At 69.4% G+C, this 12,611-nt stretch carries 8 protein-coding genes; 3 read left to right on the top strand and 5 right to left on the bottom strand.

Annotated features, from left to right (window positions below):
* Positions 1-71 precede the first annotated feature (71 nt).
* Positions 72-608, top strand: a complete 537-nt coding sequence (locus NUG21_RS09015) for a DUF2939 domain-containing protein (protein ID WP_263392860.1) — start codon at positions 72-74, stop codon at positions 606-608.
* A gap of 424 nt (positions 609-1,032) precedes the next feature.
* Here the strand turns inward: NUG21_RS09015 and NUG21_RS09010 are convergent, their stop codons facing one another.
* From NUG21_RS09010 to NUG21_RS08990, 5 genes are all read right to left on the bottom strand, one after another.
* Positions 1,033-1,965 carry a hypothetical protein gene (locus tag NUG21_RS09010; protein WP_263392859.1) on the bottom strand — a complete coding sequence of 311 codons (933 nt, stop codon included), beginning with the start codon at positions 1,963-1,965 and terminating at the stop codon, positions 1,033-1,035.
* Between the two features lie 247 nt (positions 1,966-2,212).
* On the bottom strand, positions 2,213-3,022 hold the full coding sequence (locus tag NUG21_RS09005) for a fused MFS/spermidine synthase (protein ID WP_263392858.1): 810 nt from the start codon (positions 3,020-3,022) through the stop codon (positions 2,213-2,215).
* Positions 3,019-3,984, bottom strand: a complete 966-nt coding sequence (locus NUG21_RS09000; protein WP_160948255.1) for a 5'-nucleotidase — start codon at positions 3,982-3,984, stop codon at positions 3,019-3,021. Before NUG21_RS09000 ends, NUG21_RS09005 begins: the two co-directional genes overlap by 4 nt.
* A gap of 130 nt (positions 3,985-4,114) precedes the next feature.
* Positions 4,115-4,885 carry an NAD kinase gene (locus NUG21_RS08995; RefSeq protein WP_184502413.1) on the bottom strand — a complete coding sequence of 257 codons (771 nt, stop codon included), beginning with the start codon at positions 4,883-4,885 and terminating at the stop codon, positions 4,115-4,117.
* A 421-nt stretch (positions 4,886-5,306) separates the two neighbouring features.
* The gene (locus tag NUG21_RS08990) at positions 5,307-10,439 is read right to left on the bottom strand and encodes an NAD-glutamate dehydrogenase (RefSeq protein ID WP_263392857.1); all 5,133 of its coding nucleotides are present in this window, start codon (positions 10,437-10,439) and stop codon (positions 5,307-5,309) included.
* A gap of 242 nt (positions 10,440-10,681) precedes the next feature.
* On the opposite strand from NUG21_RS08990, the gene NUG21_RS08985 reads away from it, so the two are divergent.
* Positions 10,682-11,335 carry a TetR/AcrR family transcriptional regulator gene (locus tag NUG21_RS08985; RefSeq protein WP_160948252.1) on the top strand — a complete coding sequence of 218 codons (654 nt, stop codon included), beginning with the start codon at positions 10,682-10,684 and terminating at the stop codon, positions 11,333-11,335.
* Positions 11,332-12,606 carry an efflux RND transporter periplasmic adaptor subunit gene (locus NUG21_RS08980; protein WP_263392856.1) on the top strand — a complete coding sequence of 425 codons (1,275 nt, stop codon included), beginning with the start codon at positions 11,332-11,334 and terminating at the stop codon, positions 12,604-12,606. Before NUG21_RS08985 ends, NUG21_RS08980 begins: the two co-directional genes overlap by 4 nt.
* The last annotated feature ends 5 nt before the right edge of the window (positions 12,607-12,611 follow it).

Raw genomic sequence — 12,611 nt, 5'->3', positions numbered from 1 at the left:
TCAGCCGCGACAGGCATTCCGTCGACGCCGGTCGCGGCTGAAGCCGCTCCTACGCGACCCGAGGACATCCCATGAAGAAATGGCTGGCATTGCTGTTCCTCGCCCTGTTCGCCCTCGGCGGCTATGTCGTCGCCGGACCGTACCTGGCCATCCGCGGCATCGACCAGGCGCTGCGCGAGCGCGATGCGGCGGCGTTGGAGCGCTACGTCGACTTCCCGACCCTGCGGGTGAACCTCAAGGCCCAGGTGGACGATGCGCTGGTGCGCCGCGCCGGCCCCGACCTGCAGTCCAGCCTGTTCGGCGGCGCACTGCTGTCGCTGGCCGGCGGCCTCGGTGGAATGAGCGTGGATGCGATGGTCACCCCGACCGGCATCGGCGCGCTGATGCAGGGCGACGCGCTGTGGAAACGCGCCAGCGGCGACACCGTCGGCGGCGACACCTACGCCGCGCCGCGCCCGCCGCAACCGCTGCGCCAGGCCGAACACCGCTTCGAATCGACCACGCGCTTCGTCGCCACCGTGCACACGGCCGACGGCACCGCGGTACCGTTCGTGTTCACTCGCGACGGCCTGCGCTGGAAGCTCAGCAACATCCTGCTGCCGCTGTAGGCGATGGCGGGCGGCGCAAGGCGTCTCGGCCGAGCGCGCGAGGGCACGTCAGGCCACGAGCACGCGGCGCCCTCCTGTCGCGAGGACGTTCAGGGCAAAACCAACAACCCGTTGTTTGCTAAGCATTCGCTAGTCTCGTAGGAGCGGCTTCAGCCGCGACGAGACGTTCCCTGCATGGCTGTCGCGGCTGAAGCCGCTCCTACGCGGGTGCGCCCCGTCGTGATCGGAGGCTCCTTCAGTCGCGGCGATCAAAGCGCTATGGCTTCCCGGGCAGCATGCAGTCGGGACTGAAGTCCCTCCCACAGGAGGCACATCCGGCCATCTCTCGCCATCCGCCTTCTGCCGGGCTGGATCGACTGTTGGACTGGCCTTACACATGCAGGTCCTGCACCGTCGCCCGCCCGGCCTCGGCAAGGGAGAGTCGCTACAACTGCAGGCAGATCAGCTCGGAAACTTCCGGATCGCCGGCGCTGCGCCATAGGTTGCGGGTGGCGAATGCGCACCCTGCGTCCGGGCACATCAGCGCGATCTCGAACTCCGGCGGCGCCTGCACCCAGCGGTGTGGTGCGCACTCGTCGGTGCGGAAGGACGCGACACCCGTCTGGACATGCCGCGCTTGCTCGCCAGTCGTCGCCGTGGTGGCGGCCACCGTCAGCATGCGGCCATCGCGAGTGACCGCGATGTTCCAGAAGTCGGTGCCAAGGTCGATCTCCGTCACCGACGTGTACGGCGGGTCCATGAAGCCGGCGCTCGCGGTCGGTGCCGCCCAGGACACGCGGTTGCCGTCGACGATGCGGCCGGGTCCGAGCGAGAGCCACAGGCGGCCCTGTCCGTCCATCGCCGAGTGGCACATCGGCGGCGTCCGCGCGATGCGCTTGGGCGGCCTGGGCAGGCCCGGCTCCGCGAGCCAAAGGCTGCCCTCGGCCGCCACCGCCAGGATCTTTCCATCGGGCGTCGCGTGCAGCTGCAGTTCCTCCGCCAGCGCCCTGCGCCGCACGCTGCCATCCGCCAGACTGACGGCGCTGAGCTGTGCGGAGCGGGCATTGGCCGCATGCACATGGCCGTCCAGCGGCAGCAGGCGGTCGATGTACCGCGGAATGCGCGACGTCCATTTTTCCGCGACGCGCAGCGTGCCGGACTCGAGCCGGAACAGCTTGGTCTCGGTGGCCGCCAGCACGCTGCCCCCGCCGTCGCTGGCGAAGGCCCGCGCCTGGTTGCCCAGGGCGACCGACGCCACTTCGTCGCCTGTCGCCATGGACAGCGCGCGCACCCGCAGCGCGCCGAAGCTGACGCCCCATCCATCCGCGACCAGCACCTGCCCGGTCCGTTCGTCCAGCCAGAGTCGATGGGCGGCCACTCCGGGCACGGTGGTCCGCCATAGAATCGTGGCAGCTTCGGGATCTGCGCTCGCGTGCGCACGCGGGGACGCAGCTGAATCGTGTTGTGGACGCATCGATGCGCGGACTCTTCCATCAACGAGCAGGAATTCTTGCAAATCGCACCTGAGCGCAACGTGTTTGCCAGCGCTGACGTGCAACGTCGGACAGGCGCCGTGTGCGAACGATGCACGCGCAGCCCAATGACCCGATACAGCCAGGCGCCGCCTAGCGCTGAGCGCCTTGCCCCGTCCTGCCGGCCATCGCCTGCTGCACGCGCCGGAACGGCGTGCGCAGTTGCCAGCGTGCCGACCACGGCAGCCGCGCCAGCGCTGCATGCGCATCCAGCGCCGGCAGCGCGCCGGTCCAGGCGAACACCACGTGGTTGTCCATGGCCGGTTCGTCCAGGCGCAGTACGCGGCCACCGAACAGGGCGCGCAGATGCGCCAGATGCCGGCGGGTGTCGGTGTCGTACAGGTTCACCGCCAATACCCCGCCCGGCGCCAGCGCCGCGTGGCAGTCCTCGTAGAAGCCGCGGCTGAGCAGCGCGGCCGGGATGCCGTCGGCGTCGTAGGCGTCGAGCAGCAGCAGGTCGTAGCGGTCGCGCCGTTGCCGCAGCAACCGCGCGCCGTCGCCGTGCATGGCCTCGAAGCGCGCGTCGTCGTCCGGGATGCGGAACGCCGTGCGCAGGGCCAGCACGTCGGCATCGGCCTCGATCGCCTCGATCCGCGCCTGCGGCAAGTGCCGATAGCAGAACTTGGCCTGCGACCCGCCGCCGAGACCGACGATGCCGATCCGCCGCGGATCCGGGCGCAGCAGCAGCGCGCCGAGCATGCTGCGGGTGTAGCCCACCTGCAGCACGTCCGGCCACCAGGTGTACATGCGGCTCTGAGTCACCTCGCCCTTGAACTGCAGGCTGGTGTAGCGCCAGCCGTGGCGCACGTAGGGCCGCCCGGGACGCAGGTCGGTGGGCGCGTCCGCGTCTTGCCGCAGCAGGCGGCGCAGCGCGGCCCAGCGGCCGCCGGGCGCCGCGCTCACGGCGTGGCGATGTCGTTGGCGACCCCATGCGGCACATGCCCGGCGGCGACGCGCTCGCGGGCGGCGCTGTCGATGTTGTGCTGCGAATCGTCGAAGAAGATGTCCGCTCCGAACGCCTGCAGGAACGGGCCCTTGTGGCGGCCGCCGAGGAACAGCGCCTCGTCCAGGCGCACGCCCCATTCGCGCAGGGTGCGGATCACCCGCTCGTGCGCCGGCGCCGAGCGCGCGGTGACCAACGCGGTTCGGATCGGCGACGCTTCGCCGGCCGGAAACGCGGACTGCAGCGCATGCAGCGCCGACAGGAAATTGCGGAACGGCCCGCCGGTCAGCGGCTCGCGCGCGTTCTCGCGCTCGTAGCGGCCGAACGCCTCCACGCCCTGCTCGCGCGAGAAGCGCTCGCCCTCGTCGCCGAAGATCACCGCATCGCCGTCGAAGGCGATGCGCAGCTGCGTGGACAGGCGATCGGCGTCGATCGCGCCGGCCGCCGCGGCCGCTTCCTGCGCGTGCTCGCCGGGCGGCTTGGGCAGGATGGTCGCCGCGGCGATGCCGTGGCTGAGCGCGCGCCGCACCGACTCCGGGTTGGCCGACAGGAACAGGTCGGTGCCGAACGGCTTGACGTAGGGCCAGGTCGCCTCGCCGGAGGTGAAGGTGGCGCGGACGATGCCCAGGCCGTAGTGCTGGATCGAATTGAAGATGCGCAGCCCGGTGTCGGCGGAATTGCGCGACAGCAGGATCACCTCCACCGGCGGCGTCTCCGGCGGCGTGCCCTGGTTCAGCGCCAGGAGCTTGCGCACCACCGGGAACGCCACCCCGGGCGCCAGCACATCGTCCTCGCGCTCGCGCTGGTACGCGCTGTACGCCTCCACCCCGTCCCGCTCGAACAGGGCATGACCCTCTTCCAGATCGAACAGGGCGCGCGAGGTGACCGCGACGGTGAGCAGACGGGGGGAGTTGTCGGACATGAGAGCAGGGATTCGGCAGTGGGGATTGGGGATTGGCAAAAGCGAGCAAAGGGGTGGGAAGGTGCACAGAGGAATCTGAGAAAGCGGTGCGCTGTTGCGAATCCCCAATCCCGACTCCCGAATCCCCGCCCTACACCATAAATTGCTCGCTCAAGATCCGCTCCTCCAGGTTGTGCTCCGGATCGAACAGCAAGGTGACCAGGCGGTCGCGGGATTCGCGGATGGTGACTTCGACCACGTCGCGGGTCTCGTGCGAGTCGGCGGTGACGCTGACCGGGCGCTTGTACGGGTCCAGCACACGGAAGCGCACTTCGATGTCGGCCTTGAGGATCGCGCCGCGCCAGCGCCGCGGCCGGTACGGCGCGATCGGGGTCAGCGCCAGGGTGTGCGAGCCCAGCGGCAGGATCGGTCCGTGCGCGGAGGAGTTGTAGGCGGTGCTGCCGGCTGGGGTGGAGACCAGCACGCCATCGCAGATCAGTTCGTCGACCCGGGTCTGGCCGTTGAGATCGATGCTCACGTGCGCGGCCTGGCGCGTCTGCCGCAGCAGCGAGACCTCGTTGTAGGCCAGCGAGCCGGTGGTGGCGCCGGATTCGGTCTGCGCCAGCATCTCCAGCGGCCGCAGCTTGGCCGGCTCGGCCTGGGCCAGGCGCGCGACCAGGTCGTCGTCGCGGAACTGGTTCATCAGGAACCCGACCGTGCCCAGCTTCATGCCGAACACCGGCTTGCCCAGGCTGCCGTGGCGATGCAGGGTCTGCAGCATGAAACCGTCACCGCCGAGCGCGCACAGCACATCGGCCTCGGCCGGCTCGCAATCGCCATAGCGCGCGACCAGTTGTTCGCGCGCCCGCTGCGACTCGGTGGGGACACTGGCAAGAAAACAGATGCGGGGCGAGGACGGCATGGACGCATTCATGGCGCCGATCATACCTGTCCGGGTGTAAAGCCGGGATTCGGGAGTGGGGATTCGGGATTGGCAGAAGCGGCTATCGCGTCGGAAACGGGACAGTCAAGACCGCAGAACTGGGCAACCCAAAGGCTCTGATTCGGGAATGGGGATTCGGGATTGTCAAAAGCGAGCAACGGGATCGTCAGATGCACAGAGGAATCGAGAACGTGATGCGCTGTTGCGAATCCCAACTCCCGACTCCCTAACCCCCATCACCACGCCCCCTCTCCCATCCCACACTCCTCTCTGGAGGAAAGCCCCCCTTCTGTTAAGGGGGGCGCGGCGAAGCCGCGGGGGATAGGCAAGGTGGCCGTGCGGCGCCAACCGTTTGCGCCGCAAACGGTTGGGTCAGGCCCGCACGGGCCTGACCACGGGGCTACACCCCGTGCGCCGTCACCCCGTGCGCCGCCAACTGGCCCAGCCGCTGCACCGCCACCGACACGGTGGGATAGTCCAGCGTCTTCTGCGCAGCCAGTTCCTGCAGCATGCTCAGGGTAAAGCGCAGGCTGCTGTCGTCGCGCTGCAGCCAGTGCTGCACCTTGGCCTCGGCGGTGCCGCCCGGCAGGCTCAGCGCCTGGCCGGCCAGCGCGCTGTGGTGCTTGGCCAGTTCGTCGCGCAGCACGCCGCGGGCCACCGCGTGCCAGCGGCCGTTGACCTCCAGCGCGTCGATCTGCTCGAACAGCCACGGCAACTGCAACGCCTCGCCGAGGCGGAAGTGCACCTTCGACACCTCCACCGGCTTGAGCTTGCGGGTGCGCGCCATCTCGATGATGTCGAACGCCGGCTCCAGGAAGCGCAGTTCCGACAGCTGCTGCGCCAGCGCCGGCGGCAGGCCCTTGTCCTGCCACTCCTGCACCAGGGCCTCGTAGCGCGGACGCTGCGAATCGGGCAGCACGCCGGAGGCGACGCGGATGTCGTTGAACGGCTCGTAGTAGCGCTCCACCGCCGCGGTGATGCCCGGCATCGGGCCCGGACGGAACAGCAGCCAGCGCACGAAGGCGCGTTGCAGCGTCCAGATCACCTCCAGCGCGTCGATCTGCACCGACTCGGGCACCTTGCCGTTCAGCGCGTCGATCTGCGTCCACAGCGCGCGCGCATCCAGCGTCTCGCGGCTGATGGTGTAGGCCTTGGCGACTTCGGCGATGCTGCGGCCGGTGTCTTCCTGCATGCGCATCAGGAAAGTGGCGCCCATGCGGTTGATGGTGGTGTTGGTCACCGCCGTGGCGATGATCTCGCGCTTGAGGCGGTGCCGCTCCATCGCATCGGCGTACTTCTTCTGCAGCGGCTGCGGGAAATAGCGCTGCAGTTCCTTGGACAGGTACGGGTCCTCGGGGATGTCCGATTCCAGCAACTGCTGGAACGCCACCAGCTTGGAGTAGGACAGCAGCACCGCCAGCTCCGGCCGGGTCAGGCCCTGGCCGCGAGCCTTGCGTGCGGAGATCTCCGCATCCGACGGCAGGTATTCGATCTGCCGGTCGAGCAGGCCCTGCGCTTCCAGGGTGCGGATGAAGTGCTGCTTGGAGCCCAGGCGCTTGACGCTCATCCGCTCCATCAGGCTCAGCGCCTGGTTCTGGCGGATGTTGTCCCACAGCACCAGCTCGGCGACCTCGTCGGTCATCGACGCCAGCAGCTTGTTGCGCGCGTCCAGGGTCAGCTTCTTGGCCTGCACCACGTCGTTGAGCAGGATCTTGATGTTGACCTCGTGGTCGGACGTATCCACGCCGGCCGAGTTGTCGATGAAATCGGTATTGAGCAGCACCCCGACCTGCGCGGCCTCGATGCGGCCGAGCTGAGTCAGGCCGAGATTGCCGCCCTCGCCGACGATCTTGCAGCGCAGCTCGCCGCCGTTGACGCGCAGGCCGTTGTTGGCGCGGTCGCCGACATCGCCGTGGGTCTCGCTGGCGGCCTTGACGTAGGTGCCGATGCCGCCGTTCCAGAACAGGTCCACCGGCGCCTTGAGGATGGCGTTCATCAGGTCGTTCGGCGAGAGCTGCTTAACCCCCGGCTCCAGGCCCAGCGCCTCGCGCACCGGGGCGCTGATCTCGATCGACTTGAGCGTGCGCGGATAGATGCCGCCGCCGGCGCTGATCAGCTTGGCGTCGTAATCGGCCCAGCTGGAACGCGGCAGCTTGAACAGGCGCTCGCGCTCGGCGAAGGACGCCGCCGCGTCCGGGTTCGGGTCCAGGAAGATGTGGCGGTGGTCGAACGCGGCCAGCAGGCGGATGTGGCGCGACAGCAGCATGCCGTTGCCGAACACGTCGCCGGACATGTCGCCGATGCCCACGCAGGTGAAGTCTTCGTTCTGGCAATCGCGCCCCAGCGCGCGGAAGTGGCGCTTGACCGACTCCCAGGCGCCGCGCGCGGTGATGCCCATGCCCTTGTGGTCGTAGCCGACCGAGCCGCCGGAGGCGAACGCGTCGCCCAGCCAGAAGCCGTGGTCCAGCGCCAGGCCGTTGGCGATGTCGGAGAAGGTGGCCGTGCCCTTGTCGGCGGCGACCACCAGGTACGGGTCGTCCTGGTCGTGACGCACCACCTGCGGCGGCGGCACGATCTTGCCGCCGACGATGTTGTCGGTGATGTCCAGCAGGCCCTGGATGAACAGCTTGTAGCAGGCGATGCCTTCGGCCAGCACCGCATCGCGGTCGCCGCCGACCGGCGGGCGCTTGCAGAAGAAGCCGCCCTTGGCGCCGACCGGCACGATCACCGTGTTCTTGACCATCTGCGCCTTGACCAGGCCCAGCACCTCGGTGCGGAAGTCCTCGCGCCGGTCGGACCAGCGCAGGCCGCCGCGCGCCACCGCGCCGAAGCGCAGGTGCACGCCTTCCACGCGCGGGCCGTACACGAAGATCTCGCGGTACGGGCGCGGCTTGGGCAGGTCCGGCACCTTGGCCGAATCCAGCTTGAAGCTGATGCAGTGGCCCAGCCCGCCATCGGCGCTGCGCTGGTAGTGGCTGGTGCGCAGGGTCGCTTCGATCACGCCCTTGAAGCTGCGCAGGATGCGGTCCTCGTCCAGGCTCGCCACCTGGTCGAACAGCTTCAGCAGCGCGGCCGAGACCGCCTCCAACTGGGTCTCTCGGTTGCCGCTGCGCGCGTCGATCACCGGCTGCAGCGCCTTCAGCGCGGCCTCGTCGCCGTTGGCGAGCAGGCGCAGCTGCGCCGCCAGCGCGGCCTGGCCTTCGGCGATCTGCGCCTTGCTCTCGCTGCCGGTGGCCGGATCGAAGCGCGCCTCGAACAGCTCCACCAGCAGCCGCGCCAGCAGCGGATAGCGGTTGCAGGTCTCTTCCACGTAGGCCTGCGAGAACGGCACGCCGGTCTGCAGCAGGTACTTGCAGTAGCCGCGCAGCACCGCGACCTGGCGCCAGCTCAGGCTGGCGCCGACGATCAGGCGGTTGAAGCCGTCGTTCTCGGCGTCGCCGCGCCAGATCCGCACGAACGCCTCGCACAGCGGCGCGTCTGCGGCGTCCACGTCGATGCTGCCGGCCAGCGGCTCGACCTCGAAGTCCTGGATCGACAGCGGCGTGCCGTCCACCACCAGCCGGTACGGACGCTCGGAGATCACCCGCAGGCCCAGGTTCTCCATCATCGGCAGCACGTCCGACAGCGGCAGGTCGTCGTGCTGGCGGTACAGCTTCAGGCGCAGGCTGTCGGCGCCGTCGCGGCGCAGCGCCTGCAGGCTCAGGTGCAGGTCTTCCGGGCCGCGCAGCGCGGCCAGGCGCTCGACGTCGCGCGCGGCGATCTGCGCGGTCGACTCCTCGATGTAGCCGGCCGGCAGCGCGCGGCCGTAGCCCGCGGCCAGGCGCAAGCCATCGCGCTCGCCGCGGCTGGCCACCAACGCCTCGCGCAGGTCGTCGTGCCAGTTGCGCAGCAGATGCGCCAGGCGCGATTCCAGTTCGGTGGTGTCGAACTCCAGCGCCTCGCCCGGCTTCGGCCGCACGATCAGGTGCAGCTGCGCCAGCGGCGATTCGCCCAGCACCACGTTGGAATCGATGTACTCGCCGTGCAGCGCGTCCTTCAGCAATGCCTCGATGCGCAGGCGCACGTCGGTGTTGAAGCGCTCGCGCGGAATGTACACCAGCGCGGAAATGAAACGGCCGTACTTGTCGCGGCGCAGGAACAGGCGGCTGCGCACCCGCTCCTGCAGGCCGAGGATGCCCATCGCGGTGCGGTACAACTCTTCCTCGTTGGACTGGAACAGTTCCTCGCGCGGCAGCGTCTCCAGGATGTGGCGCAGCGCCTTGCCGCTGTGGCTGCTCGGGGTCAGCTCGGACTTGCGCATGACATAGTCGAAGCGCTCGCGCACCAGCGGGATCTCCCACGGGCGGCGGTTGTAGGCGCTGGAGGTGAACAGGCCGAGGAAGCGCTGTTCGGCGACGATGCGGCCCTTGGCGTCGAACTCCAGCACGCCGATGTAGTCCATGTAGCCGCTGCGGTGCACACGCGAGCGCGCATTGGTCTTGGTCAGGATCAGCGCTTCCTTGTTGCCCGACTCGCTGAGGCCGTGCGCGGCCAGCGTGCGCACCGGCCGCGCCGGCGACTTGTCCTGCCCGCGCAGCAGACCCAGGCCGCTGTCTTCCAGCGGCGCCAGCACGTCTTCCCCGCCCTGCTTCTCCACGCGGTACTCGCGGTAGCCGAAGAAGGTGAAGTGGTCGGCCGCGGCCCAGCGCAGGAATTCCTGCGCCTCGCGCCGGCCCTTGTCGTCCACCGGCAGGCGCCGGGTGGTCAGGTCGTCGGCCAGCGCCAGCATCTTCTCGCGCATGCTGCCCCAGTCGCGCACGATGTTGCGCACCTCGCCGAGGATGCGCCGGATCGCCGCTTCCACCTGCGCCATGTCTTCCGGCGGCTGGCGGTCGATCTCCAGCGCCATCAGCGATTCCGCCTTGCCCTCGCCCACGTTCTCCAGCGTGCCGCTCTTGTCGCGCTGCATGCGCAGCACCGGATGGCCCAGCACGTGCACGCCGATACCCAGTTCCGCCAGCGCCATGCTCACCGAATCGACCAGGAACGGCATGTCGTCGTTGACGATCTGCAGCACCGTGTGCGACGACTCCCAACCGTCGTCCTTCAGATTCGGATTGAACACCCGCACGTTGACCGTGCCCGGCTTGCGCTTGCGCGCGAATTCCAGCATCGACGCGGCCAGCGCCGCCCACTCCTGCGCGCTGTGGTGGGGGAACTCGTCCTCCTCCATGCGCTTGTAGAACTCCTCGGCGAACGTCTGCGCTTCCTCCTGGCGGGCGGCCGGGTAGCGCTTGCGCAGCGCCGCGAACACCGGCGTCAGGCTGAAACCGCCGGCGGCGGGCGCCGCGTCGATCACCTTGGACGTGGCCGGCACGGTCGCGGCCAGCTTGGGCGGCGTCGCGGCCTTGCGCGGGGCGGCCGGCTTGGCCGCAGGCTTGGCGGCCGCCTTGGGCTTGGCGGGCGCCTTGGCCGACTTGGTGGCGGACGGGGTCGCGGAGGTGCGGGTGGCGGCCGGAGATTTGGAACGGGAAGCGGCGTGTTTGGGTTTCATGACGGAGAGCAGCAACGATGCTCGATGGGAAAGCGAGAATTGTACCGGTGCTCCGTTCAACTACCTTGCTGCATCGCAAACCGAGGGCATGGCGGTGACAAGGCGCCAAATCGGGCAAAGCGGGTCGCAACACCATCGTCACGCCGCGATCACCATGCTTTGCGGGCCGCGTTGTTGTCAGCAAGAACGCCGCGGTGTCAAGGCTGTTCTAATTCTAAACTGGACGGTATAGTCCACAATCGATGAGCACCCCCCTCGCCTCTGCCGCACAGCGCCAGGCGCGCGACCAACGCGTGTACGCGGTCGTGCGCGAGCTGCTGGCCGAGGAAGGCATGGGCCTGAGCATGGACACGGTGGCGGCACGCGCCGGCTGCTCCAAGCAGACCCTGTACAGCCGCTACCGCAGCAAGCAAGCCTTGCTGCGGCGGGCGCTGCAGGACCACCTGGACCTGGCCACCGCGCACCTGGAGCCGGCGCAGGACGACCTGCGCGGCAGCCTGCTGCGCTTCGCCTGCGAATACCTGGAACAGTTGTTCGAGCCGAGCGTTCTGCAGAGTTCCCAGCTGATCGCCGCCGAATCTCGGCACTTCCCCGAAGAAGCCCGCTCCTTGTTCCGCGACAGCGCCGGAGCGCTGATGCAGCGCCTGAGCGAGCACCTGCGCGATGCCATGGCCCGGGGCCAGCTCCGGCATGACGATCCGCACTTCATGGCCGAACTGCTGTTGAGCATGATCGTCGGCATGGATTTCGAACGTCGGCGCTTCCACAGCGCGCATCGCGACGCGCCCGCCGCGCAGCGCGCCTGGGCCGAGTTCGCCGTGGACGGTTTCCTGCGCGCCTTCACCCCCGCCCCTTCCCTTCCTTCTACAAAACCAGACCGGAGTACCACCCGATGACCTCCCCGTTGCGTTCTTTCGCCCTGGCCTGCGCCGTCGTGGTGGTGTTGGCGTCCTGCAAGAAACAGGATCAGCAGCAGGCCATGCCGCCGCCGGAGGTGGGCGTGCTGCAGGCGCAGCCGCAGACCGTGCCGCTGCAGCGCGAACTGGTCGGCCGCCTGTCCGCGTTCCGTAGCGCCGATGTGCGCGCCCGCGTGGCCGGCGTGCTGGAAAAGCGCCTGTACACCGAAGGCACCGACGTCAAGGAAGGCCAGCCGCTGTTCCAGATCGACCCGGCGCCGCTGCGGGCGACGCTGGCCTCGGCGCAGGGCCAGCTGGCCGCCGCCGAAGCCACCTACGCCAACGCCAAGGCCGCCGCCGCCCGCGCGCGCAGCCTGGCGCCGCAGGCCTACGTGTCCAAGTCCGACCTGGACAACGCCGAGGCCACCGAGCGCAGCTCCGCCGCGTCGGTGCAGCAGGCCCGCGCGGCGGTCGAAACCGCACGCATCAACCTCGGCTACGCCACCGTCACCGCGCCGATCGCCGGCCGCGCCGGCAAGCAGCAGGTCACCGAGGGCGCGCTGGTCGGCCAGGGCGACAGCACCCTGCTGACCACGATCGACCAGCTCGACCCGCTGTACGTCAACTTCTCGATGAGCGCCGACGAACTGGCGCAGCTGCGCCAGGCGCAGACCGAGGGCAACGTCGCCCTCAACGCCGAGGACAAGTCCACCGTGCAGATCAAGCTCGGCGACGGCAGCACCTATGCGCATGCCGGTACGCTGGACTTCTCCGGCGCCGCGGTGGATCCGAGCACCGGCTCGGTGACGCTGCGCGCACTGCTGCCGAACCCGGACCGGGTGCTGCTGCCCGGCGCCTTCGTCAGCTTCGCGGCCAACCTGGGCCAGCGCAAGGACGTCTACCTGATCCCGCAGGCGGCGGTGCTGCGCGATGCCAAGGGCGCCTACGCCATGGTCGTCGGCAAGGACAGCAAGGTGGTGCGCAAGGACCTGACCACGGTCGGCCAGCAGGGCGACAAGTGGATCGTCAGCGGCGGCCTGCAGAGCGGCGACCAGGTGGTCGTCAGTGGCCTGCCCAAGGTCAAGGAAGGCGCACCGGCCGTGGCCAAGCCGTGGGACCCGAACGCCGCTGCGCAGGGCCAGGGCCCGGGCGCTGGCGCCGCCCCCGGCCAGGGTGCTGCCGCACCGGCCAAGGGCGCCGCCCCGGCACAGGGCGCAGCGCACGGCGATTCGCCGGACGCCGCCTCGCATTCCGACCAGCCGAAGCAGTAACGGAC

The organism is Xanthomonas sp. CFBP 8445, assembly GCF_025666235.1.
GTDB lineage: Bacteria > Pseudomonadota > Gammaproteobacteria > Xanthomonadales > Xanthomonadaceae > Xanthomonas_A > Xanthomonas_A indica.
Note: the sequence above shows the minus strand (reverse complement) of the source record. Positions and strands in the feature narration are given on the sequence as shown.

Excerpts from the sequence above, each read along its gene's own strand:
- NUG21_RS08980 (WP_263392856.1), top strand. The coding sequence starts at position 11,332 with ATGACCTCCCCGTTGCGTTCTTTCGCCCTGGCCTGCGCCGTCGTGGTG.
- NUG21_RS08990 (WP_263392857.1), bottom strand. The coding sequence starts at position 10,439 with ATGAAACCCAAACACGCCGCTTCCCGTTCCAAATCTCCGGCCGCCACC.
- NUG21_RS08995 (WP_184502413.1), bottom strand. The coding sequence starts at position 4,885 with ATGCCGTCCTCGCCCCGCATCTGTTTTCTTGCCAGTGTCCCCACCGAG.
- NUG21_RS09000 (WP_160948255.1), bottom strand. The coding sequence starts at position 3,984 with ATGTCCGACAACTCCCCCCGTCTGCTCACCGTCGCGGTCACCTCGCGC.
- NUG21_RS09015 (WP_263392860.1), top strand. The coding sequence starts at position 72 with ATGAAGAAATGGCTGGCATTGCTGTTCCTCGCCCTGTTCGCCCTCGGC.
- NUG21_RS08985 (WP_160948252.1), top strand. The coding sequence starts at position 10,682 with ATGAGCACCCCCCTCGCCTCTGCCGCACAGCGCCAGGCGCGCGACCAA.